Origin of the sequence: Gardnerella sp. DNF00109, assembly GCF_049262845.1 — a bacterium.
Classification (GTDB): domain Bacteria; phylum Actinomycetota; class Actinomycetes; order Actinomycetales; family Bifidobacteriaceae; genus Bifidobacterium; species Bifidobacterium vaginale.
Window position 1 is genome coordinate 1,151,000 of sequence record NZ_CP058406.1, and the last position, 23,768, is coordinate 1,174,767.

The window sequence follows — 23,768 nt, forward strand, 5'->3', positions numbered from 1 at the left end:
CTTGTTATTAAACCTTAATTCTTACTATTATTGAATAAATTTCAACAATGAAAATTAATTAGATAAAAAGATAACGCTTGCTTACAAGAACGATAAGAACGCGCAACAACATGCAAAAAACGTGCAAAAACTAACACGCATGTGCAAACATAATAACAAACATCATGTGCAATGCGTGTTTAATACTGCTAAAGAATATGTATCTTAAGCTGTTTTATGTGCTTTTATATGCCTTTCAAACCGTTCTTAAGACTAGCGATCATTTGGGCAGTCATAGCGCAACACCTCATAAACTTAAATGTGCTTTACGTGGAAAATTATACGAGCATTACGTCAAAAACTCAAATATAAGCACGCTTAAAACTCTAAAAGAGCTATTGCTGAGTAACAATTATCACATTAACACATAGAAAATAACATTTATGCTCTATTGAAGCATCTTACTTTGCAATTTTTAATATTCATCAAAATCAATCACCTTATCAAATACATCACAATTAGTTTGCGAGCGCAACGCAACATCCAATTCAAGTAGTTATGAAGCAGAATGCAAAGGTAAAGCCGATATGAGACGCTAAGTCTATATCTTTATTTGGTCCATTGCTATATAACTTCTATATTTCAGCAATATGCATTACATCATCTTTACACTTCTTTATCTAACTTTTCCAATCCTTCAACTAGAGTCTCTACAAATTTTTTCCTGTCTACCTGTTTGAGCACAAACACATTATCTTTGTGCTTCGGAACTTTCCTCAGATCAGCCAATGTCTGTCCTCTTGAAATCCCATTATCAGTAACAATATCTACATAATAATTTTTCCCTGAAAAAATATCTGGTTTAATTAGATATTCCACAGCACAAAGATCATGAATAGGACTGTCTACAAATCCAAACTGCTTACCACTTTCGTTATAAAAACTCAAAAGTTCATAAGCTAGATGACTGACTTTCCCTTTATCTTTTAACGTTTTAATCTCATTCAGAGTAATCGCAGCATTCTCTGTGACGTCAAGACCCGCCATGATAACCGATATTCCTGAATGAAATACTATATGAGCAGCTTCTGGATCCACGTATATATTAAATTCTGCCAACTCCGTGCAGTTTCCATGGCTAATGCCACCGCCCATCATGCTGATGCACTCTATTTTTTCTTTCACTTCAGGATGTACTTTTAAAAGAAGCGCAAGATTTGTCAACGGCGCAAGCGCAACTAGCGTGGTTTTCTCTTTGGACTCCATAATTTTATGGTACATATATTCTACTGCATTTTCTGATACAACAGGATAATCAGTTCCATTAAAATACGATCCATCCATCCCACTGTCACCATGTGCCTCTGGCGCTGTATTTAATGGCTTCACCAGGGGCTTATCCTGTCCTTTCGCGAGAGGAATATCCGAATGCACAAATTCCAAAATATTTTTTGCATTTGTTGTAACTTTTTCTATTGTCTGATTTCCTCCAACTGTAGAAATTCCCAAAATCTTTAATTTTTCAGGATTTGCGATAGCCGTAAGAATTGCCATGGCATCATCGTGCCCAGGATCACAATCAATCCATATTTGTCTCATTATTTTGCCACCCCAATCATATCGTCTATTGTTAATACACCCTTGTATCCAAGAAGATTAGCGAACTGGCAGATATATGGCTGTTTTAGATTACTAGATTTTAACAATTCCTCATCCCAGAAAATCTCTTTTGGACTTACATCCCTTCTTTTCTGTTTGTTTGCCATTACAATAACTCTATTGAATTCTTTCACTACGAATTCCATATCATGCGTGATGGTTATAACAATTTTATTCTTTGAGATAAGCCAATTTATTATTTCGCCAAGTCTTTCTGTAGAACCCCTATCCTGCCCCGCTGTTGGCTCATCCAAAATCACCACATCAGTATCCATAGCTACAATTGCAGCAATCGTAATAAATTTTCGCTTTGAATACGATAGATTGTACGGATGTTCTTCCAATACATTCTCTACTCCACAAAGCTTTGCAGCCTCTTCTACTCTTTTATTAACATCTTCCTTTGCTATTCCTCTTTTTGATAATCCAAAAGCAATTTCTTTGTAGATACTATCCTGGAAAATCTGATCATCTGGATTTTGAAACACATAACCCACATTTTTAGCAATTTGCGCTGCTGTAAGATTCGCTGTGCTTGTACCATTTACCAGAACTTCGCCTTTTGTTGGACGCAATAGTCCATTCATTAATTTTACTGTTGTTGTCTTGCCAGCGCCATTCTGTCCAATAATTGCGACTTTTTCTCCCTTTTCAAATTTCATACTGACGTTTTCAACTGCAGTATACCCATTTGAATATTGGAATGATACATTTTTAAGTTCTAAATATGCCATTGTCACTGTACCTCCTTCATAATCTTTTCAACTGCTTTTTTGACCGTAAGCGGAATTTCATTCCCTTTTACACTTCCCTTTTTCAGAAAATAAAGCACAATCTGAGGGAGCTGACCGCCATACTCTAATACTTTTGGATCTGTCAAAACATCTTTCGACTCTCCATGCATCACAAGCTCTCCATTATGCATCAAAAGGATAGAATCACAGTACTCTGCTATAAGATCAATCTTATGCTCAATCAAAATGATAGTTTTGCCCTGTTTTTTTAAAATATTTACGATTTCAAATATATCTTCCGTACTCTTCGGATCGAGCTGTGAAGTTGGTTCATCCATGATAACAACTTCTGGATCTAATGCAATCATGGACGCCAGAGCAACTCTTTGCTTCTGTCCACCTGATAATTCATATGGATTTTTATCCACCAATTCTTCCAGATGGAAAATTTTTACCAGTTCATCTACTCTCTCTATCATCCGCTCCCTTGGGATTCCGATATTTTCCATACCATATGCAATTTCTTCATATACGTTGTCTTTTACACCTGAAATCTGCACAAATGGATTCTGAAAAGAATAACCTACTATAGAAGCGAGTTCACCCGAACCATAAGTATCAATTTTACGACCATTGATTAAAATTTCTCCTTCTAATTTTCCTCTATATAATTCAGGAATAAAACCGCGGATAATGTTACATAACGTTGTTTTTCCGGATTCATTTTCCCCTATAAGCCCGTACACTTTACCCTGCTCGAAACAGTACGTAAAATTACGAACCACTTGCTTTTCTTCCAAAGGATATCGGTAACTTACATTTTTTAAAACAATCTCTGCCATTACATCAACCTCCATACGACATATCCGATAAACAAAATCACGCTTAATACTTCCAGCACAATGTCTAATGCTGTTTTATTAAGAACGTAAACGGAAGTTTTCTTGCCTTTTGCTGAAAATGCTCGCGATTCTAGAGCAAGTACACGTTCTTCTGTCTGCTGAATTGACGAAAGTACCAGAGGACCAAGCATTGGGATAAATGCTTTCATCCTTGTTATCAATCCACCTTCTGTTTCAATTCCTCTTGATTTCTGCGCATCTGTGATTGTTTTTGAAATAATTGACATCTGCGGAATCAATTGGATTGTTGAAGAGATAAGAAATGTTACTTTTCTTGGAGTACCTGCATGTTCCAGAGAATAAGTGATATCTTTTACTTTCGTTGTTTCAAAAAATATCATTATCGCAGAAGCTATTGCTGCAATTTTCGATGTCATAGACAAACTTGTTGCAAGTCCTATCTGAGAAAAGTGAATAAATCCCCAGATTGGTGTCTGATCATCATTAGCAACAATAAATACTTGCATAACAAATATGAACAAAATAATAATAAAAATAGATTTAAAAAATGCACTTAAGAACTGTTTCGTTGTTCCCGCCATAAGACTAATAATCAAAAATACAGGGAGCAATGCGTACTGTAATGCATATCCTGGTGTAAAAATACTAATAATCACGACCAAAAGTGTAATCATAAATTTTGTGGTTGGGTATAATTTACCAATTCTGCTATCCATTGATTTTTGCCCCTTTCTTTTTAATATATTGAAGTCCATAGTTTAATTTGACTAAAAAGCGGTCTGGAATTCTTCGCACAACAATCCATGCAACCGCAAAGTTTACAATTGTATTAATTGTTCCTGAGATTACATTTGTTGTTAATACAGAATTCCAAAGAGCCTGTCCTGATGCAACGAATGCAGCTGTAAGAAGATCTGTTCCAGCTCCAGTAACTCCACCAAACATGAACACCGTGACTACAGCAGCAGATACAGATGACACTACATTTAGAAGAACACAACCGAATACAATCCCAAGAATGTTACTGTATAATTTCCATCTGGAAAGGAATCCAGATACAAGTCCGATCAGCATTGATACTATTGCATAGCCAAAAGCTGTAGGATAGATCATTCCGTTTACTGCATTTCCAAGCAATCCTGTTACCATTCCAACCCATGGCCCCATGAGCATGGATACCAGAATGGTTCCAATTTGGTCAATAAAAATCGGAAGTTTCAATATTTGAGACATCTGATAGCCTACTACGTTAATGGATACACCCACGGGTATCAATACAAGTGCTATCAATGAAAAATCATATTTTAATCCTCTTTTCACTTCTTTTCCTTTCTGCCCGTTTATATAGTTCGTTATATTCCTAAATGGACTCTTATGTTTCCCGCCTGAATACATTTATGGAAAATTCCCATGATTAAAATTTTCAACGCTTACACAATCTATTCTTCATTCTTCATGATTTCCGAGAAAAATACCCTGTAAGCCTACATCCCACTGATGTGGTGAAAATGCTTAGCACATAAAACTACATTGTCAGTGCTTCTTTACAGCTTTTACACACATTGATGCAACTACACTAAAACCCAGCACAATTGCAAGATTCGCACCTTCTCTATCGCAATGATACAACAAGAATCCCAGTGAGTATATCTACAGGCCTTGCATAATGATCCATCTGATACACATAATCAATATTTATAGAACCAAAAACAAGTCCTTTTATCTTGCATTGCTCACATTTTAACCTCCTTGTTCATGTCGCTTATTTTTCATTTATTGTATATACTTTCTATTTCCTTCTAAAGGTCATATGTCCTTTCATAAAATTAACAACAATTTATACAAAAACAGCAGGAATTTCATTACAAAATCCCTGCTGTCATACCAATTATGAATAAATTGTTTTAGTGATTATGAATAAATATTTGTTTGTAGTTCTTTATATTGATGTTTGCTAATAATGATTTTTTTCTGTACATTTTTTAGTTCACCAGTCTCTTTCAATTTCTGTAAATTGCGCCCAACTGTCCTAATACTCATTCCGATTCCATTTGCAATGTCCTTATATTCCGCTTCTATCAGTAACTCACCACTTGCATTCTTCATATTCTGATGACTTTCGTAATATGTAATCAAAAAGAATCTCACTCGATCCAATCCAGACATGTAGTACATAATCCCATCATTTCCCGAACGTTTATATAAATCGTCTGACAGAAGATTAATGCATTTCTTAAGTAATTCTTTGTCTTCCATGATTGTCTTATATACCAACGCTGCATCTATCCGTAATGCCTTCACTTTAGTTACTGTACTAAGCGTTGCAATATAACTATCTCTCCCAGCAAGAATCTCCAATAGACCAATACTCCCGTTAGTACTGTTTAACTGAAAATAACTGTATGTACTTCCATTCATATACTCGCGTATTCCAGCAACTATGCCATACTGTATGAAATATATGTAATATGGTCTCTCGCCCCTAGATACAAGAATACTGTTCTTTTCATATTCTACTAACACGCCTTTTTTTATTATAGACTCTGGCAATGCATGCAAATTAAAATCTCCGTCTGATCTATATTTATCCCATAACTTTTCCAGAATCATACTTATCACCTGCGGCTAATTCCTCTATTATTTTGTTATCTTACTCACCATAGTTTCCACCAACAATTAAGAACAGATTATCTTTATTGCAAATGTTTTAACAATCAAGATTCCAAGTATGAAATGATCTATGTGCACATCATGCTATCAAATCCGCATACTAAATCTTACTTTATTTATTATCCTTTTGCCTTTGTTAATTAACTTGCAGACATTACGCGATACATTGTTTTTGCAGGCGCTTATTGTTGAAGAAAACTTGACTAACGCTCAAAATTTTGCGTTCGTGATTGCACGATTATTCTGCCATACTCTACGTTATCTTTTAGCGCGTATCACATTATTATATATGTTTTGATGCATTTAATCACATAATTATACGCTATGTTAGTGTTTTCATCACATAATTATACGCTATGTTAATCCTAGTATGACAATCGTTACCATACATGCAACCAGAATCCCAACCGTATTAATACAATCCCAACCCTATTAATATCAGAAAGCCTCACTCCGCGAAAAATATCACGAAGTGAGGCAATCAGTCACAAGCAAAACCAGACTAAAAGTCCAGTCTTAACATGCTACTACTTGTTGCAATGACGCGAAACACCACGACGCTTACCAGCGAAAAGTGTTACACAAACAGCAGCCAAAACAGCAGCAAACAATGGATTCTTCGTTACGTTGGCATAAGCATCGCAGGCAGAACGGTAACACTCAAGGTCATAGATACAACACACAAAACAGCACTAGACACTGCTAACACACGATGCTTCATATTTTTCTTCATATCCCTCACCTCGTGATACGCAATAGTCGTTAATTCACGTAAAATGACACATATCCCTTATTTTGCGCACTGACGAAGTTCTACCGTGAACCACACTATTTGCGTTCGCTATACCTTTCATAGTGTACTCCTATAACACTAATCAGTAAATATCCATAAACTATGCGCGAATGTGTTTGACATTACCAATTGATATGTGGGTTATAGATCCAAAAGTGCGTAAAGCTAGGATGATTAATATTTTTGGTTTATACTCCAAGACAATTAGAAACAGAGAGTTGTTAATTTTTTTGTTCAATAATTTTATCGGTAAATGCCTTTAAAAATTCTTTAGAATTACTCCAGCCTGCACCATTGTTTAATCCCGAGAAATCGAACCCAGATATTTCATCTAAAGCTTTACTACAAACCCATTCATACATTCCAGCCTCTTTGCTTTTATATATTATTAGGAACAATGGTTTTATTGCTTTTTTACCTAATAATATGACACTAATATATTGTTTAGAATACATTACATCGTTATACCATTGTCCTGTCAGCCAATAGAATTTATCTTTGCGCCCCTTTTCACCAATCTCATCGCATAGATTTTGTAATTGTTTAGCCACATACGTAAGAACCTTTTTATCTATGTTTTTTATAAGCAAAGTTTCATCAACACCATTTTTACTTACCTCTTTCCAGTCAACATCTTCATTATTTTCTGTGTGTCCTTCATTTTTTGCAGACTTTTGATTTTCTGTTTTTAGCTCTCTATTATTATTGCTAAAACTATTCTGATTCTTACAACCTGAAATAAGTGATATAAGACAAACTACCATAGTCAAAAAAGCATAATGCTTGATATACTTCATTATTTATACCTCCTCTACAACTTAATCTTTACCTAATTGCAGTTACGATTATCATGTTCAATCTTCACTCTGTTATTCACTATCATCTGCCCAATATTCATTCATCTCGTAGTACAAATCATCTTTGAGTCTAATAAAACTGACGGGATGTAAATTATGGACAAAGAATGCAGATCTGCAGCCTGCAAAATAATTGTATCTAAAAATCATCCGATAATCTACAGGATTTTATTTCCATACATAAACAGATGCGTAGGCAAAGTGAATGCACCTTTTAGCAATAGAAGCGAGCAACGTTAAAAGGTTTGCCATTTATTAACAAATCCCAAATGCTTCAAATTCTCTAGAATTGACTTCTGAAATTCTCTTTCATTACCAAGCTCGGGAGCATGGATAAATTCTAAAACATAACTGTCCATAAACAAATTATGCGTCTCTTGTTTTACCCTTTGTATAGCAGGCAAATTATTACTATTTGAAAGCATATAACGCTCATAATAGCCACTGTCCATCTGCCTTACCAACTCTCGGTGAGTTAGATTCTCGTTAATAGCTAAGTTAATGTAGAATTCTCTTTCTTCTTTACTCTTAGATCCAGATATTATTTTCAAATGATTCGACCAGCTCAATTGTGTCAACAACGTTGACACTTTTTCATCATCCTTATCACAGCACTCATCGCTTATAAGTGAAATTTAATGATAAAATCGATAATTTATAAGTTATAACTGATAAAATAGCAAAATCGTATCTAAAATCTCAAGAAGTAAGCTTAAAGCCACAGCACGCTAAACCTTTTAACATTTAGTCCCTACAACCACATTTTTAACCAAAGCCAATCGTCGTACTAATATCCCGCCAAACGTCGGAATAAAAATCCGCCAATTCGCAAGGAAAACAATGAAACATCGCGCTTACGCTTGCAGACTAAACCTTTTAATAATAGCCATCGCGAAACATAATCTACATGAGAGCAAAATCAAGCAGATTACGCATTATCTTCCAGTAGAAAATCTGGTAAATATTTGTGTATAATACCTTCTTGCGAAAAATTCATTGTATCCATAGATAAAACGAATTTAGGATAATTATCCTTAACCAATCGATAAACACCAAATTCCCGGCTACGAGTCTCTTCGCTAGCCATCAAATAAGAGACTTGATAATACTCAGTTTCACCTTGTCTAGTAGCAATGAAATCGATTTCTTGATTATTAATACGACCAACTTGAACCTGAAAACCACGAGACAAAAGCTCAATATAGACAATATTTTCTAGAATACGTTCAATTGACGCAACGTTTGAGAAGCCTACTGCTTGTCTAAAACCATGATCTGTTATATAGTATTTTTCCTCAACCGTCAATAACTTTTTTCCAACACTGTCATAGCGTGGAACTTTTTTCAGAAGATACGCCGCTTGGCAAAAATTCAAGTAATTCAAAATGGTATCAACTGAAACTTTACGATTTTCGCTAACAAAATATTTACGTAAACTATTAGCCGAAAAACTTTGTCCAATATTATCTAAACAAAAAAGTAAAATGCGATTAAATACGTCAACATCTCGGATCGAATTGTATTCAAGTATATCCTTAACAACAACGGTATTATAAATGTCGTTTAAATATCTAAAGCTCGGTTCCTCTTCCCCATTAAAATAATGAAGAGGAGGCATACCACCAATTTTGATATATAGCTGAAATAATTCCTGTATGCTTAAATTCAAACTTTGATACAAATTCACGAATTCGCTAAAAGTAAAAGGAAGCACCTCAAAACTTACATAACGCCCCGCAAGCAAGGTGGCAAGCTCGCCGGACAATAATTTTGAGTTAGAACCAGTCAAATAAATATCGCAATCATAATCAACTCTAAGCGCATTTATAACACGTTCCCAGTGAGAAACTAATTGAATTTCATCAAAGAAAAAATATATTTTACCTTCGATTTGTTGACTACGTTCCGTAATTAATCTCTGCAGATCAAAATCATTTTTCATAGATAAGTATTGAGCTGATTCTAAATTGATATAAATAATACGACTTTGAGGAACGTCTACAAGCAATTCAGATTGAATCATTTTTAACAAAGTGGACTTTCCCACTCGTCTCATACCTGTAATCACCTTCACAATAGGCTTGTCAATAAAAGGTTTGATCTTATTAAGATATTTTTTACGTAATATATATGACATATCCTCACACCTTTCGATTACAGCTTTGCTTACAATTTCGATTATAGTCGATAAATTTATTGTTTTTTATAGTTGTTTCTATTATAAACGAAACAAATTAAAAATCACTTTTGGGTTTTATAATTAAAAAAAAAAATAAAACATCTTTATTCAAACGTCTGCGATCCGTATGCTTTTAATACACAACCTTTGACATCAAGCAAACGTTCTAAACGTGAGATTTAGGAAACTTACGAGTATAGCTACACTGTTTTTCAAGTGCACACTATGGATATTGGGTGCACTTTTTAGCGATAGGAAAAGCTATCGTTAAAAGGTTTAATTTTCTAAAACCAAGCTTACCCCACGGCTGCCAATCAGCGTTCAAGCTCTTCAAAAACATCATCTATCGAACAACTATCACCTTGAACCGCCTGATCATAGCCTTTAGCCATCAACGTGTTAAACGTTTTCTCGATAAAACATGTCAATAGCAGTAGCCCTAGGAACTCCAATCGTTTCCAAAATCTGCTCCGCCTGCTGCTTAATATTTTCCTGTATTCTCACATTCACCATCAGTAACGTCTCAACGAACGCAACTCACAGTACTTTTGGATTCTTAATATTCATCAAAATTAATCACTTTATCAAATACATCACAATTAGTTTGCGCGTGCAACACAACTACAAGCTTGTTATTCCTCGTTTTAGCACATCTGATAGCTTGCACGATTATTTCACGTTCACTACAACCATCAGCATCAGTTACACTTTTGAACGTCTCATCCAGCATAATAACAGTTCGCTGTTGAGAACCAATACACTTTGTGAGCGACGTGAAATCTGGAGCAACAATAGCACCGTCATCATCGAATAAGTAATCTTCAATCAGCATACAATTCTGAGTATTGTTATGATCAAACCAATCTCGTAACAATACTGATTTACCAGCACCACTAGCGCCAATAATAGCAACTGAAGAAATACCACTATCAGCAATGGTCTTACTAAGATTCTGATATGCTAATTCATTCCTCTTATACGCTTGCTGCTTACGCTCATAATTTTCCAAACTGAAAACTCGTTGAGCAGTCTGGGTCAAAACTCCTGAATCTTGCAAAGTTTCAATCACATTTTCCAAGCTTGACGACAGCATTACCACAAAATACAACACAGCACTAGCAGAAGCAAAATTCATTGATGATACTGTAAGCATATAAAGTATTGAAAATTCCAACACTAAAGAAAGACTTTGCATCATGCAATTTCTCACTGTGTAAATATTGATAAAACGACACATACGCTGCCAATACTTATTTTCTGACGAAGCATAATGATACTTGCGCGAACTATCAAAAATAGTACCTTGCGGTAAGCTTCGCGTTGATAATAACGACGATAATGCTCCTAAAAACTTATCGCGATATTGTGCTTGTTTATCCGCAGCCGTATTAAGTAATCGAGAACCGGCATACCATATTAGACAAGATAACGGCACCATAATAATCATTATGTATACGTACTGCGGTACTGCAGCAATTGTCATAACAAGAACTATTACTGTTTGAACAATAATAAAAATAACATGTGCAATAGCACTAGGAATACTCATCTGTAAGTCAGAAAAATCATCCCCAAGTCTACCTAAAACATCACCTTTATTATCAATATTTGAATACTTATGCAAACGCATAATCAAACGATTATGCAGTTTTGTAAGTCTCACAATTGGCACAGCATATACAGGAAAATTAAGAGCAATAATACCAACTACAATAAGCAAGCTTGCAAACAATGCAGAAGACTGAAGCATATTTAAGTTGGTGTTCGTAGCAATATTCTCTACAAACATTAACTCAGCAAGAACTATGAGTATCGTTGCTATCGGCAAACAAACAATACTAGCGGAGAATAATTCGCGCACAGTTCTAATGAACTTACCACGTGATTCTGCACCTGTAGGAATTTTCGATTCCACACAATCCGCTTGCATAGTTTTATCACTACAAGTATTCTGCAAATGATTTTCTTCAACCACACTATGCGTGACTTGCTTAGAGTTGTTACCATAAAACACGCAAGGAATATACTCTGGATTACGTGCAAATAAAACAATATGATGAACTTGAGAACTTAGCATAGCTTGTGAAACTGTTTCTCGAAGCTCTGGATTTAACACAGAAAACACGTCATCAAGCACCAAATATTCCACGTCTTGAACAAACGCCATAGCAAGCACCACGCGTTGACGCTCACCAACAGATAACGTTTCAGGATTATGCAAAAACCTATCCGCAACCTCACGCGACACATTAAATAAACGCAAGAAGTTTTCGTACTTCCGACGAGTATCATCGCTCGCAATATCAAACCAAGCTTCAATAAGCCCCTGCGACATAATAGGATTACAAGGCACCAATATTTTACTACTGCTAACAATGGAATCATACGCATTCAACGCCGAGCCAGCTTCTTTAGACAAAAGAGCGAACTTATTATCAAACACAACAGAATCAGAAATATTAGTAGCATCCGAGCGAGTATTATTCATAGCATTTTGCTCTAATTGAACTAAATCCCTGTCCATTGGAAGAGCAAGCCGAATCACGCGATAATTCACAATATTATTCTGCATGGCACCATACAAATATTTAATCGCAAAAAGAATTCCAACATTAAACAACGCATTTGGAAAAATAGTTACATGAACAAGAACAACACCAGCAAGCAGTAATGTCAACCCACCTTGCTCAACAATATTACTCAATAATTGAGGAAATATGCGCTTATAAAGCACTCTTTCTTCTGCTTTACGTGCATCTTCAATCGCCGTAATACCAACATTATAACGATACACTCTTGAAGCGTGAGGAAGTTTATCAATAATTTTACTGAGAAGATTACGACGTTTACCTTCTAAATCCACATAGTTCTTCCACAATACGCCAATCCAACGTATAAGGAACAAATTACCAACGCATAATAGAACTAATAGTAAAACCGCTACAATACTATTCTCGTGATATTGAACAACACAGATAGCAAAAAGAATAATAAACTGCAATATTGATAACACAAAATCAACACCATAAGCTATCTGACTTATCTGATTTGGATATGTTAATGCCGAAGACTGCAATGTTTCATCATCATTATTCTGAACAGATAAACGCACAAAACGATGGAAAGTAAGCTGACGAAACAAAGCGATAAGAAGCATTTCACAACGATCTTTAGCAATAAAACCAAATGCTTGTAAGAAGAAAGATAACGCCAACTTAAACGCAACAAACCCTTCAAGCAGCGTCGAAGCAGAATGCAACGATCCCATCGTATAAATAAGCAGCAACATTCCAGCAAGCTGTATCAAACCAGTAATAAAAACTGATAACACCTGCGGCATAAGAACTATAAAATATACTAAAGCACCTTTTGTACGTTGATGCTTCGCAACGAACGAATCATAACGAGATACAACCCTATTTAACATATACCTCCAACATACATATTCATTCCAAACCCTCTAATCTACAAGTTTCATTAACTAATTCATCATCAGGGAAACGATTCAAATCAAGTGCAAAATATCACTATTTCTTCTTATAACCTACAGCAACATTACCTGCTTTATTAAGCCCTGGTACTTTAAGAACATCAGAGCCTGGCTTGTCTTTTAAATCAAATTTCCCAACTAAAAATAAAGATTTAAGTCCTGGACCAGGTAAATTGAACGATGAGTCAACTAACTTAATACGCTTATCTCCAAGAGTGACTTTAGACAAATCATAGTGAGAATCAAGAATATCGCGCGACACAAAGAGATACAACTCATCCTTATTCATATAGTTTTCTGGTATACGAAACTCTTCCCGAGACACCGCCACCGTTTCCCAATGATACGACGCAAGCTCCGCCTTCTCTTCATCGTCAGCACATCCCGCAAGAGAAAAGAGAGTACCTATCAGCAGAAGTACAACAAGACAACTTTGAAAAATGGTTTTACCAAAAATAGTTTTACTTCTCATAACACTACTAGCCTCCTTTTCGCTAACACGACTCTGTATCAAATGATCATAAAACAGATTATTAAGCAAACAAGATCTACAATTCACTCTGATTACTGTAATAGTCTTAATAAATATATTATTTTTTTTATTAATTTGTCTAGATTATCAACGCTAATCTCTTCGTTCACTATCAAACTATACTTTTCATAAACAGCAAGGTTCACGAAACAGAAGAACCAGAAGGATCAATATCATCATGCTCGTTTAATGCTTCCAACAATATTCCCTCATAAACGAAGCAATTACCTGCAAATCTTCACCTTCATAATATTCAACAAACAACTTCTTAAACTCAGGAACCCTATTTTCTTGAATAACCAACAAGCCATTACCATGAGAAATCAAATAATGCAGGGAACTTTTTTACAATTTTTACACTGATTTGTTACCTAAAACATAAGCAACTAAATCAATAGGCATTCGAGTAAGAAACAGCCAAAACACGTTCAAAAACTACGAGAACCCAGCCTAAAGACGCCACACGCTAAACCTTTTAACGATAGACCTCGCTAAGCCCTGCTACACAAGGGCAAAAATGCACCCACCTAATCCACACGTGACATCAATACGACACACTCCACGTACGTAGAGCCTTTTGCTCAAAAGAGAAGAAAACAGTCTTATAAAATCTTATGCGGCTACTGCGGTTCTTCTCCGTGGGTGCCACTTGATAACGAGAACAATATTGGTAAGCACAATGCCAACAACTACGCTTACCCATACTAAGCTCGGTGTAAGAAGCCAAGCGAGAACACCGAAGATCAGCAGTCGAAGCAGTACAACAATAGCCAAGAAAGGCCAACTTTTTGTTAGGCATTTCTGTTGATCAGCCTTCAATGCGCCCATCAGAACCATAATCGCAGCCGCCGCGCAAGAAAATAGCATATTGCCCAAGAATATGACGAGTAGCGTGCGCCAGCCAGCGATACTACCCAGCATCCACCATTGCAGCATCAATGCAAGCAAAAATGTGACAACAGCATATACTGCTTCCATCAGCATATTCGCAACGATTAACGAGGAAAATGTTAAAGACACATCTCTAGGAGTGTCTGTTTTACCTTCGCTCGCATGCTGTAATGCAATCTTGTTTCTCACCTCGGCGCGCTTTACGCGTTCTTCTTCAAGCATTTGAACACCAAGCTCAACCGATTTCTTTGAAGCTTCCTGTAATTGCGCATCCGTCATACCTGGCTGCCAAGGCTTTTCAAAAACAAACAGCAACACACTAGTAATCGCTGCACCAATAATAATGCTTAGCAACGTAGTATTGGAAACAAGCAATAAAGCAATACCAGAAGTCACCAGAAGCCTGAGCACAAAATCGATAATTCCTATGAGTAAATCGCCAGATCCGTCATCTGGTCTACGATGCCTATCCCACTGCAGATACGCTGTACTTAGCAGCGAAAACACCACAACACTCAACGCGAGTATGACCACAGTTTCCCAACCTAGTACGCTGTGCCCTACGAACTGCTGTACAAGCAGCGAAATAATAAGCGTGCAAACGCTAGCAACAGTTTCTGTAATCACATGACCCCAAAAAGCATGCTTGAAAAGCACTGGCCTTACATTCGTCTCACTCATCATCTTTCTCCAGAAAATGCAATCACGGAATATCGTGCTTTGATTATACAAAATGTCTAAAAATTGTCCTAAGCCACGATTGAGTAGTCAGTACAGATAAAATTTAATATTTTTCCTATATATTAATCCAATACCTTCTTGTTGTAACGTTTCCTCTTGATAAGCTATTTTTCACTTTGTTTTCTAAAATTCCACCATTATTTTCTATAACTCGTATGGATCCAATATTGTCATCATCACACGTAATCAGAATTTTATGTAGATTCAAAGTCTCTTTACAATATGTAAGTGCCATAGAAAGCATTTTTGTTCCATAGCCCTTCATACATTCAGACTGTCTAATCTCGTACCCTATGTGACCACCATAGTTAATTAAAAAAGAATTTAATTCATGCCTAATATTAATTTCACCAATAAATTTTTCATTATCTATCAGCCAAAATGTAGTAGCTTTAACATAATTTTCAGGCAAATTTATACCATGTTCAATATTATAAGAACTCTCTATAATTGTCTCAGGGTGTATAAAACGTCTTTCTGCATTCGGCCTAAAAATTTCGTCTTCTTCATTTGCTTCTATATAACCTTGGATATATTTACTATCTGGTCTAATTAATTTCATAAGTTCCTCTTATTCTTAATATGCAATTCTAATAAGAATACAATTCTATTAAAATTAGAATCCATAATAGTCTGTTTAGCTTTAATAGTATTACTATTAAAAAAAAAACCATACATACAAACTTTATTAAAGAAAAATTTTTTATTTTTCAAGTGCACACTATGGATATCGGGTGCACTTTTTAACGATAGGAAAAGGCTATCGTTAAAAGGCTTAAAATTGGCTTAATAGCTTGAGTTTGAATCCGAAGATACAACAACGGAAAGCTATAATCTGAATAGTGATTAAACTTTTGCTTTCATTCGCTTGCATATGCTTGCAAGAATTTTGTAAAATAAGGTCAGAAAGGAAGCCAACACAATGACAAACACGAACGCTGTATATGCAAGAATCGATACAAATCTTAAAGAAAACGCCGAAAACATATTGAACCAACTTGGAATAACACCATCTTCAGCAATCCAAATGCTTTACAGCCAAATCGTTTTACAAAAAGGCATGCCATTTGAACTCCGCTTGCCAGTTAATACGCCTACTGCTTTAGGCAGCTTAACAAGAGATGAGTTGGATAAAGAATTACAAAAAGGCATCGACTCTATTTCAACTGGCAAACAATATAGTGCAGATGAAGTAGACCAATTCTTCGCTAAGAAATACGGCGTATGAGCACAACCTATAGCGTCATTTATTCTCCGCAAGCGTTCCTTGATCTCAGCGAATTATACGAGTATATTCGCTTCACATTACAAGTTCCAAAAACGGCGGAAAAACAAGTCAACCGCATTAAGCATGCTATACGTTCTCTTGAGACTATGCCTATGCGATATACGCTTATTAATTGGGAACCTTGGTGTTCTAAAGGAATACGCAGAGTTCCAGTCGACAACTACACTGTTTTCTACCAAGTAGACGAAAACCAAATGACTGTAACAGTTATTCGCATATTCTACTCAGGCAGAAATATAGAAAGTATTGTTAACGACACAAACAACTAATGCGCGTTTGTATTAGAAAAGTAACGAACGAAGTAGCGTAATTTCGAACGTTATAAAACACACTCACCTAATCAGCCTTTGACATCAATACTATAGTCTCAACGTGGATTTAGAGAACTCCTAGTATGGCTACACTCTTTTCAAGTGCACACTATGTATAGTGGGTGCACTTTTTAACGATAGAAAAATATTGCAAAAAGGTTTAAGACCTGCTTAATAACACGTTTACATTACAATTGTTCCAGTTGCCTAGCCTAGTAACTTCTAACGTAAATAACCGCGAGTATTTGAATTTCTTTTCTATTCTCATCAACCAAAAAGTAAATGTAATAATTTTTTACGCGTATTTTTCTAAAACCAAGATTACCCCACGGTTGCCAATCATCGTTCAAGCTCTTAAAAAACATCATCTATCGGATAACTATCACTTTGAGCTGCCTGATCATAGCCTTTGACATCAACGCGTTAAACGTTTTCTCACAACATGAAACAATATATGACTTACAACAAATATATTTTTTCTTTATCAACACATATTTGCGAAGTACGATTGTAAATTTGAGTTATATCCTCCATTTTTTCAACAAACACTTTTGTTTCCGGATCACACAAAACAGCAAACTCCTTTACTGCTTTTGCTCCCATTGCATTAGCATTTTCATGTAATCCGTTTCCTTTATCTTGTAAAAACTCATCAACAGAACCATCTTTAACTAAAGGAATACCACCAATTAGCTTACCAACAGCAGTACCAGCAGTACCTATAGCTTTCACAACGTTGACTTCCACTTCCGAATTACCAAGTTTTTCTAAATATAAAGAGCTTTTTTCAAATTTCTCACAGTAGTCATCAGACAATTTCTTTATCTCATTTTCTGCATTACTAATGTACTCTTCCGAAAAATTACCACTTAACATTATTTCCATCAAAGATGATAGAGAGAAAATATACAACGACAATCTGTAATACTTAAACTTTTTCCCTAAATCAGACAACGTCGAATTTACGTTACTTTTAGACACAATAAACTTCTTTAACAGAAGAATATCAGTAATCTTTTTCTGATAAGCAATAATGTTCTTTCTAGCACGATTCTTAATATCGATAACAAGCTTATGATTATTCGTAACAGAAATTTCATTATCCCAACTGCACTTATAAGTAGAAGCAATCCCCATCAATGACTCAACATCTGCCTCAATCTGTGACTCATTCTCAACTTCCATAAAGGTAAATATCTTTTCCTGCGTCTCTTTAATCTTTTTCATATCTTTTTCAATAGAATAAATAGCCACAGCCATCATTAAAAGAGCAGGATTAAACGGAAGTGCTGTTTTCATAGAACCTTGCAAAGACTCCATCTTTGAAATCTGCATCATTCTAGAACCACCGTCAGCTTTTCTTAAAGATCCCCATAGATTCCCATTTTTTGCGTATTTTAGAGTATCACCTGCAGCTTTATTAGCAATCTTATAAAGACCATCCGTAGGAATTGTTATTGTTTGAGTAACCGTATTACATGCAGGAATTAATGACGATAAACCAGATCCAAAATTCAATAATTCAGATACGGGAACACTTAATACTTTATTGTTGTTCTTAGTAAAATCTTTAACATCCACAAGAAGTTTTTCAGTAAAATCTACTAACGCATTTTCACTGTTACTTGCCGAAAGCTCACTACTGTTACCCATAAGAACAATACTATCTGAAATAGTATCTGAAAGAAAATTATACTTCTATTTTTTCTTACTCTCTTGAATACTATGAAACTTTGCAAACAATATTATCGAAATTAAATCCAATGGAAAGCAAACTTGACATTTACTTTCGAAACGATTATCTTATATGTAAAGCTAGCTTTCCATTAGAAAGGAGAATGTAATGTGAAAAATAGACTTGAACAAATTAGAAAAGAAAAAGGCATAACCCAGGAAGAACTTGCTGACGCACTCGAAGTATCAAGACAAACAGTCGGTTCTTTGGAAAATGGGAGATATAACCCGTCAATCATATTGGCATACAAAATTGCTAAGTACTTTAATTTAACAATCGAAGAAATATTTATTTACGAGGAGGATAAAAAATGAAAAAACAAAAAACCCAGAATTTTTGGTACATAGGTTATGTAATAGGTATTTGCGGATTAATTCTTGCACTGACTCTTAAACTGAATGAATCCGTCGAAATTGTATTGTCAGTTGTTTTTGTTGTGATTATCTCACTTTCACACGTAAAAATCATGCACTATAAGATGATGAAAAAAGACCACACCTACAAAATAAATATGAACGATGAAAGAAACGAGAAAATCAAAGATAAAGTAAATGCAACAATGGCATTCATACTAATGCACCTAATGGGAATAATTGCCATAATTGCATTTATCACAAAAGCATATTTGCCAGCTGCTCTTTTAGCTATTTCGATCGCCTTTTCTCCATTAATCATGTTTTTTATCAACAAATATTATGAGAAAAAATATTAAAACCAGACCCACCCACCCATTTACTACTTATTACGAAGCAAACCAACTTTCATAAATTCCTTATCTCCAATACGGAACTTTTTACTATTAAACGCCACTCCCATAATTCTGCTAATAATATACTCATCAGTTATAAGCACGAAATACTGCTTATCTTTTTTATCCACCAAATAATACTGATCAGCCCCAAGAGTGGCAACAGCTTTACTGAAATCATATATGCCAAACAATGGCAATCCTCCAAAGAAAGTAGAAAACCATCCAACAAAATTATCCACCATTTTCTCAGATGAACTGTTATAAGTCTTAACAACAGTTAGCATATTGATTTCTGAGTCAGGATATTCATCTAGGACAATCTGCTCTTTAACTTTCGACTTCTTAAAACTGCTCAACCTACCGTCGAAACCATATTTATTGAGATTAATAGGCTTCTTAGTAATAGAAAAATCAACACTATTGTTCTCATCCAAAAGATAATCAACACTCACGCTTAGAGCATACGCAATAAATTTCAGATTCTCGATATCTGGCAAACCCCGATTCGTTTCCCATTTTGCTACAGCAGCACGAGATACCATCAATAATTCCGAAAGCTCCTCCTGCGTCAACCCAGCTTCCAGACGAGCCTTTCTAATTTTTTCCCCCAAAGATATAACACTACTCATGACACAACTCCTTTCAAATCACTTATTACACATCATGAAATTACTTGACGGAAACCAAAATAGTATTGAAACATTTGATTTATATACCGCCTAATTACAAACTAACAAATAATTTACAACGGAAAAAGAAACAAGGTGAAACACTATAGTTACCAACTGTAACAGAATAAGAAATCAAATAATGTAGGGAACTTTTTTACAATTTTTACACCGATTTGTTCCCTAAAACATAAGCAACTAGAGCACACAAACACTCGACAGCAGAATAGCAAAATCACATCTAGAATCTCGAGAAGTAAGCTTAAATCCACCGCACGCTAAACCTTTTAACATTTAGTCCTACAACCACATTTCTAAACAAAGCCAATCGTCGCACTAATATCCCGCCAAACATCGGAACAAAATCCAGACAATCGTCGGAATGAAAACCCGCCAATTCGCAAGGAAAACAATGAAACATCGCGCTTGCTCTTGCTTATTAAACCCTTTAATAATAGCCATCGCAAAACATAATCTACATAAGAGCAAAATCAAGTACCTTACGCATTCTCTTCCAATAGAAAATCCGGTAAATATTTGTATATAATCCCTTCTTGCGAAAAATTCATTGTGTCCATCGATAAAACGAATTTGGGATAATTATCCTTAACCAATCAATAAACGCCAAATTCCCTACTACGAGCATCTTCGCTAGCCATCAAATAAGCAACTTGATAACTTGGAGGAATAAGTCTTATCGAGAACAGAAGTAAGCTGGGTGTGGCTATCTAAAAAAATGTCCGCACCCCGACGGTAAAGCCTATATGTGCGACATTTTTAATCATACTTTCACCCTTGGGGGTAATATTAAGCGCAAGCATACCATATTTCGTTCGGATAGCACCTGTTATTCGCCACAAAATCGACGCTGAAAGTCACTTATTTCTTTCCGAGCCTCCACGCTTTGAGCACTACTTCTATTACTCCGTAAGTCAATGCGGACAACGGCCAAACAATCCAACTTTTTCCCCAATCGGACGTGATGAAACTGTAGACTAAATAAATGCAGACAATTATAAGCCAGTAAGCTTGGAGCAATAACCTAATCTTTGCAGGATAGACAATCTTTTTCTTCGGTTGCAGCAAACGGTAATAGGACGAGCGGATAATATTCGCCTGTACAAATAAATAAACAGCTGCTGCCACTAGGGCAATAGCGATAACTACAAAAAAGTCGGATGAAAGTTGATAAAATTCCGGCACTATATCCGAAATTATAAGAAAAATAAAGGCAACCATACATAAAACGACACCGCTGACCGTCCGCAGCACATACGACGGCATGAACCGTTCCAAGCGTTCTTTGAGCACACTGTCAACTCCGTAAGCTGTTTCAAAGTCCTCTTTTTCCAAATATTGATAACGCTTTTCGTGGAAACTCTGAATAATAAAAATAGCTACAGCTACGGCAATAATAGCAACGCTGAATGCTAAGCCAATAGTTTTACCGACTTGCGCATTTACTGTGGTAGAAAGCAAAAGATTACTGCCGATCAACGGGATTGCCGCCAGAATACAAAGAAGAACGCCTAGAGCAACATAGGCGGCAAATGATATTCTGTGAGCAATATAAGCGGAGGCTTCTTCCAGCTCAATTACACGCATGCGGACGCCGGCTTCTTCCTGGCAGGCATTTTCATTTGCGTTGACGTTCTTCCCCATAACATCAATTTCATCTTTTACAAGAAGATCTGTACTAACACCAAACAAACGGCTCAATGCAATTATCCGTTCCATATCCGGGATACTTTGTGCACCTTCCCATTTGGAAACAGCTTGGCGACTGACGCCCAATTTGTCCGCCAATTCTTCCTGCGACCAACCGTTTTGTTTACGCAGTTCCAATATTTTATCTGCTAAAATCATAAAAACATCTCCATTTCAAACTCGAATTCATCATGATCGTGGTGAAATTATAGCTGAAACAGCAGTTGCGTAGTAGCAAGTGCGATTGGCAATTTCCGTTGAAAGCGCAATTTCTGCCGACAAATGAGCGCAACCGACCGCCAATTTGTTTTCTCTCATGTTCGCACCGCATTTTCCAATCATCTTCACTAACGCAAGCAAGCGCATCCGTTACAGACTGCAAATCTTAATCCTCATAATATTCAACAAGCAACTTCTTAAACTCAGGAACCTTATTTTCTTGAATAACCAACAAGCCATTACCATGAGAAATCAAATAATGCAGGGAACTTTTTTACAATTTTTACACCGATTTGTTCCCTAAAACATAAGCAACTAGAGCACACAAATATGGATTCTACTATCTGACAATCACTATCTGGCAATCTTCAGATACTCTTCGATTCTGGCATCCAACGATTCTGCCTACTACCAATCTGCCCTACTGCTCTCTGCAATCAGTCCAGTGCTATATTCATAAGTATAAGTGTTCTGCATATGAGCATCACTCGACGACCAGCTTCCATTTGAAGATTTTGAAGCCTTAAACAGAATATAAAGACCACATTTTCCATCCTGAGAGTCCCTGTTATACTGCAGATAAGTAATGTCCGAACGGCTTTCACTCAGAACAAAGTACATATCCCCCTTGGCGGTATAGTTCTCCTTGAACGCAAAGCCTTTCGCCGCAAAATACTTATCAAATATCTTAAGCGCTGCATTTCTTTCCTTCTTTGATTCTAAATCACGCTCAGCGGCATCATGCAAATCGTAATTTTTATCTGGCTCTTCAACCTTTAATCTTGTATCTTTTAATCTTGTATCTTTCCTGTTATTGCGATCGATTCTGCGATACCACTCAGATTCACTTATTTTTGGATCAGTATCACTTGAATCTGTCATTGGTCGAAGATACTTAAGGAAAAACGGACCTTCAGACCGATAAAGATAATACTCAAAAGGAGCATACATATCATCCACGTGCTCTGTGTATGTACCATTATCATTTTGTTTCACAGAATATCTTCCAACAATAAATAAAACGTCAAAAAATCCAAGACCTAAGATAATCAATACGCAAAGTAGAACAGATAGATAACGAAGTACAATTCTTATACCTATTTTCCGTATACGCGAAATAAGATAGAGATTATAGAAAACACATTCAAGAGCAATCGTAATCATCCAAACAACTGGCATTGCCGCGCATATAACATATACCCAAGTCTGCAAAAGCCACCGATTTGGAAGATGCAACGCAGTTATTTCAAAAAATGCAGTTAGAATACCACTTAACACAAAAAAGCAACAAAGAACCAGTGAGAGTCTACCCTTCCCCTGTTGATTATCATAGCTAAGAAAAGATTTGTTACGCTCTACATTTGCACTCCTAAAACGACTATGTATATTGCGCTGCCCAATAACACAAATAACCCAAATAAGAGACACTACAACAAGAAGAAGAATTGCAAAACAATAGGTGATCCATCCAAAAAGCTGTAGCTTATTGGACGCCATAAAAACAGTTCCAATAATCATTAAGATGGAAAAGATTTCCGCACTCAGTTGTAAAACCTTATACTTGGACAATTCCTTATTTGCACTGTTAAGGTTCTCACATATTTGCTCATGTGATTCACAATATAGTGGATTTTTCTCATCTGTGGGAGTATGTTCCTGCTTTTCCTTCTCTTTCATCGATGAATCTGACATTTTTCTATC

Annotated in this window: 22 protein-coding genes and 2 pseudogenes; 4 read left to right on the top strand and 20 right to left on the bottom strand. The window is 35.9% G+C overall.

The window, feature by feature from the left end; translation table 11 throughout:
* Positions 1-645: 645 nt before the first annotated feature.
* The 14 genes and pseudogenes from HXT20_RS04540 to HXT20_RS04605 form a co-directional block, all read right to left on the bottom strand.
* On the bottom strand, positions 646-1,533 hold the full coding sequence (locus HXT20_RS04540) for a nucleoside hydrolase (RefSeq protein ID WP_233486067.1): 888 nt from the start codon (positions 1,531-1,533) through the stop codon (positions 646-648).
* A 44-nt stretch (positions 1,534-1,577) separates the two neighbouring features.
* The gene (locus HXT20_RS04545) at positions 1,578-2,372 is read right to left on the bottom strand and encodes an energy-coupling factor ABC transporter ATP-binding protein (protein WP_014554494.1); all 795 of its coding nucleotides are present in this window, start codon (positions 2,370-2,372) and stop codon (positions 1,578-1,580) included.
* A 2-nt stretch (positions 2,373-2,374) separates the two neighbouring features.
* Complete coding sequence (locus tag HXT20_RS04550) at positions 2,375-3,214, bottom strand: energy-coupling factor ABC transporter ATP-binding protein (RefSeq protein ID WP_004117513.1); 840 nt, start codon at positions 3,212-3,214, stop codon at positions 2,375-2,377.
* Positions 3,214-3,951, bottom strand: coding sequence for an energy-coupling factor transporter transmembrane component T (locus HXT20_RS04555; RefSeq protein WP_004114769.1), 738 nt, complete (start codon positions 3,949-3,951; stop codon positions 3,214-3,216). Before HXT20_RS04555 ends, HXT20_RS04550 begins: the two co-directional genes overlap by 1 nt.
* A complete protein-coding gene (locus HXT20_RS04560; protein ID WP_032842046.1) occupies positions 3,944-4,555 on the bottom strand; it encodes an ECF transporter S component in 612 nt (203 codons plus the stop codon). The genes HXT20_RS04555 and HXT20_RS04560 overlap by 8 nt, the downstream gene beginning before the upstream one ends.
* A 591-nt stretch (positions 4,556-5,146) precedes the next feature.
* Positions 5,147-5,845 (bottom strand): Crp/Fnr family transcriptional regulator, encoded by a 699-nt coding sequence (locus HXT20_RS04565; RefSeq protein WP_004113258.1) that lies wholly within the window; start codon positions 5,843-5,845, stop codon positions 5,147-5,149.
* A gap of 1,074 nt (positions 5,846-6,919) precedes the next feature.
* Positions 6,920-7,495, bottom strand: coding sequence for a hypothetical protein (locus tag HXT20_RS04570; protein ID WP_248912040.1), 576 nt, complete (start codon positions 7,493-7,495; stop codon positions 6,920-6,922).
* Between the two features lie 296 nt (positions 7,496-7,791).
* Entirely contained in the window at positions 7,792-8,145 is a 354-nt protein-coding gene (locus HXT20_RS04575) for a DUF1016 N-terminal domain-containing protein (protein ID WP_004113264.1), read from the bottom strand.
* Positions 8,146-8,483: 338 nt separating this feature from the next.
* Entirely contained in the window at positions 8,484-9,692 is a 1,209-nt protein-coding gene (locus HXT20_RS04580) for an ATP-binding protein (RefSeq protein WP_422114269.1), read from the bottom strand.
* A gap of 356 nt (positions 9,693-10,048) precedes the next feature.
* Positions 10,049-10,247 (bottom strand): annotated as a pseudogene (locus tag HXT20_RS04585) (toxin-antitoxin system protein).
* Between the two features lie 43 nt (positions 10,248-10,290).
* Positions 10,291-13,161, bottom strand: coding sequence for an ATP-binding cassette domain-containing protein (locus HXT20_RS04590; RefSeq protein ID WP_422114270.1), 2,871 nt, complete (start codon positions 13,159-13,161; stop codon positions 10,291-10,293).
* Positions 13,162-13,261: 100 nt separating this feature from the next.
* Positions 13,262-13,696, bottom strand: a complete 435-nt coding sequence (locus HXT20_RS04595; RefSeq protein WP_004113272.1) for a hypothetical protein — start codon at positions 13,694-13,696, stop codon at positions 13,262-13,264.
* Positions 13,697-14,368: 672 nt separating this feature from the next.
* Entirely contained in the window at positions 14,369-15,328 is a 960-nt protein-coding gene (locus HXT20_RS04600; RefSeq protein WP_004114758.1) for a hypothetical protein, read from the bottom strand.
* Between the two features lie 115 nt (positions 15,329-15,443).
* Positions 15,444-15,950 carry a GNAT family N-acetyltransferase gene (locus tag HXT20_RS04605; protein WP_004113277.1) on the bottom strand — a complete coding sequence of 169 codons (507 nt, stop codon included), beginning with the start codon at positions 15,948-15,950 and terminating at the stop codon, positions 15,444-15,446.
* Between the two features lie 360 nt (positions 15,951-16,310).
* Here HXT20_RS04605 and HXT20_RS04610 point away from each other — a divergent pair, with 360 nt between their 5' ends.
* Both HXT20_RS04610 and HXT20_RS04615 read left to right on the top strand, forming a co-directional pair.
* Positions 16,311-16,616 carry a type II toxin-antitoxin system RelB/DinJ family antitoxin gene (locus HXT20_RS04610; RefSeq protein WP_009994780.1) on the top strand — a complete coding sequence of 102 codons (306 nt, stop codon included), beginning with the start codon at positions 16,311-16,313 and terminating at the stop codon, positions 16,614-16,616.
* A complete protein-coding gene (locus HXT20_RS04615) occupies positions 16,613-16,945 on the top strand; it encodes a type II toxin-antitoxin system RelE/ParE family toxin (protein ID WP_004113282.1) in 333 nt (110 codons plus the stop codon). Before HXT20_RS04610 ends, HXT20_RS04615 begins: the two co-directional genes overlap by 4 nt.
* A gap of 254 nt (positions 16,946-17,199) precedes the next feature.
* Here HXT20_RS04615 and HXT20_RS04620 read toward each other — a convergent pair whose 3' ends face one another.
* The 3 genes and pseudogenes from HXT20_RS04620 to HXT20_RS04630 form a co-directional block, all read right to left on the bottom strand.
* A complete protein-coding gene (locus tag HXT20_RS04620) occupies positions 17,200-17,355 on the bottom strand; it encodes a hypothetical protein (protein WP_004114756.1) in 156 nt (51 codons plus the stop codon).
* Positions 17,342-17,424 (bottom strand): annotated as a pseudogene (locus HXT20_RS04625) (toxin-antitoxin system protein); the annotation flags it as partial. The pseudogene HXT20_RS04625 and the gene HXT20_RS04620, both read right to left, overlap by 14 nt.
* A 22-nt stretch (positions 17,425-17,446) precedes the next feature.
* Positions 17,447-18,640: a hypothetical protein gene (locus HXT20_RS04630; protein WP_174142883.1), complete on the bottom strand. Its 1,194-nt coding sequence runs from the start codon at positions 18,638-18,640 to the stop codon at positions 17,447-17,449.
* A gap of 192 nt (positions 18,641-18,832) precedes the next feature.
* Here HXT20_RS04630 and HXT20_RS04635 point away from each other — a divergent pair, with 192 nt between their 5' ends.
* On the top strand, positions 18,833-19,036 hold the full coding sequence (locus HXT20_RS04635; RefSeq protein WP_004113289.1) for a helix-turn-helix transcriptional regulator: 204 nt from the start codon (positions 18,833-18,835) through the stop codon (positions 19,034-19,036).
* On the top strand, positions 19,033-19,434 hold the full coding sequence (locus tag HXT20_RS04640) for a DUF2178 domain-containing protein (protein ID WP_101891931.1): 402 nt from the start codon (positions 19,033-19,035) through the stop codon (positions 19,432-19,434). Before HXT20_RS04635 ends, HXT20_RS04640 begins: the two co-directional genes overlap by 4 nt.
* 23 nt (positions 19,435-19,457) lie before the next feature.
* On the opposite strand, the gene HXT20_RS04645 is transcribed toward HXT20_RS04640, so the two are convergent.
* The 3 genes from HXT20_RS04645 to HXT20_RS04655 all read right to left on the bottom strand — a co-directional run bounded on the left by HXT20_RS04645 (position 19,458) and on the right by HXT20_RS04655 (position 23,759).
* On the bottom strand, positions 19,458-20,102 hold the full coding sequence (locus HXT20_RS04645) for a helix-turn-helix domain-containing protein (RefSeq protein ID WP_174142884.1): 645 nt from the start codon (positions 20,100-20,102) through the stop codon (positions 19,458-19,460).
* A gap of 918 nt (positions 20,103-21,020) precedes the next feature.
* The gene (locus HXT20_RS04650) at positions 21,021-22,007 is read right to left on the bottom strand and encodes a helix-turn-helix domain-containing protein (protein WP_103013161.1); all 987 of its coding nucleotides are present in this window, start codon (positions 22,005-22,007) and stop codon (positions 21,021-21,023) included.
* 468 nt (positions 22,008-22,475) lie between these two features.
* On the bottom strand, positions 22,476-23,759 hold the full coding sequence (locus HXT20_RS04655) for a hypothetical protein (RefSeq protein WP_004113312.1): 1,284 nt from the start codon (positions 23,757-23,759) through the stop codon (positions 22,476-22,478).
* Between the last annotated feature and the right edge of the window lie 9 nt (positions 23,760-23,768).

Bases quoted from the DNA above. Each gene is read 5' to 3' on its own strand.
- HXT20_RS04580 (WP_422114269.1), bottom strand. From the start codon at position 9,692: ATGTCATATATATTACGTAAAAAATATCTTAATAAGATCAAACCTTTT.
- HXT20_RS04565 (WP_004113258.1), bottom strand. From the start codon at position 5,845: ATGATTCTGGAAAAGTTATGGGATAAATATAGATCAGACGGAGATTTT.
- HXT20_RS04590 (WP_422114270.1), bottom strand. From the start codon at position 13,161: ATGTTAAATAGGGTTGTATCTCGTTATGATTCGTTCGTTGCGAAGCAT.
- HXT20_RS04630 (WP_174142883.1), bottom strand. From the start codon at position 18,640: ATGGGTAACAGTAGTGAGCTTTCGGCAAGTAACAGTGAAAATGCGTTA.
- HXT20_RS04610 (WP_009994780.1), top strand. From the start codon at position 16,311: ATGACAAACACGAACGCTGTATATGCAAGAATCGATACAAATCTTAAA.
- HXT20_RS04615 (WP_004113282.1), top strand. From the start codon at position 16,613: ATGAGCACAACCTATAGCGTCATTTATTCTCCGCAAGCGTTCCTTGAT.
- HXT20_RS04550 (WP_004117513.1), bottom strand. From the start codon at position 3,214: ATGGCAGAGATTGTTTTAAAAAATGTAAGTTACCGATATCCTTTGGAA.
- HXT20_RS04640 (WP_101891931.1), top strand. From the start codon at position 19,033: ATGAAAAAACAAAAAACCCAGAATTTTTGGTACATAGGTTATGTAATA.
- HXT20_RS04620 (WP_004114756.1), bottom strand. From the start codon at position 17,355: ATGATGTTTTTTAAGAGCTTGAACGATGATTGGCAACCGTGGGGTAAT.
- HXT20_RS04645 (WP_174142884.1), bottom strand. From the start codon at position 20,102: ATGAGTAGTGTTATATCTTTGGGGGAAAAAATTAGAAAGGCTCGTCTG.
- HXT20_RS04545 (WP_014554494.1), bottom strand. From the start codon at position 2,372: ATGGCATATTTAGAACTTAAAAATGTATCATTCCAATATTCAAATGGG.
- HXT20_RS04605 (WP_004113277.1), bottom strand. From the start codon at position 15,950: ATGAAATTAATTAGACCAGATAGTAAATATATCCAAGGTTATATAGAA.
- HXT20_RS04655 (WP_004113312.1), bottom strand. From the start codon at position 23,759: ATGTCAGATTCATCGATGAAAGAGAAGGAAAAGCAGGAACATACTCCC.
- HXT20_RS04600 (WP_004114758.1), bottom strand. From the start codon at position 15,328: ATGAGTGAGACGAATGTAAGGCCAGTGCTTTTCAAGCATGCTTTTTGG.
- HXT20_RS04570 (WP_248912040.1), bottom strand. From the start codon at position 7,495: ATGAAGTATATCAAGCATTATGCTTTTTTGACTATGGTAGTTTGTCTT.
- HXT20_RS04555 (WP_004114769.1), bottom strand. From the start codon at position 3,951: ATGGATAGCAGAATTGGTAAATTATACCCAACCACAAAATTTATGATT.
- HXT20_RS04650 (WP_103013161.1), bottom strand. From the start codon at position 22,007: ATGATTTTAGCAGATAAAATATTGGAACTGCGTAAACAAAACGGTTGG.
- HXT20_RS04595 (WP_004113272.1), bottom strand. From the start codon at position 13,696: ATGAGAAGTAAAACTATTTTTGGTAAAACCATTTTTCAAAGTTGTCTT.
- HXT20_RS04540 (WP_233486067.1), bottom strand. From the start codon at position 1,533: ATGGCAATTCTTACGGCTATCGCAAATCCTGAAAAATTAAAGATTTTG.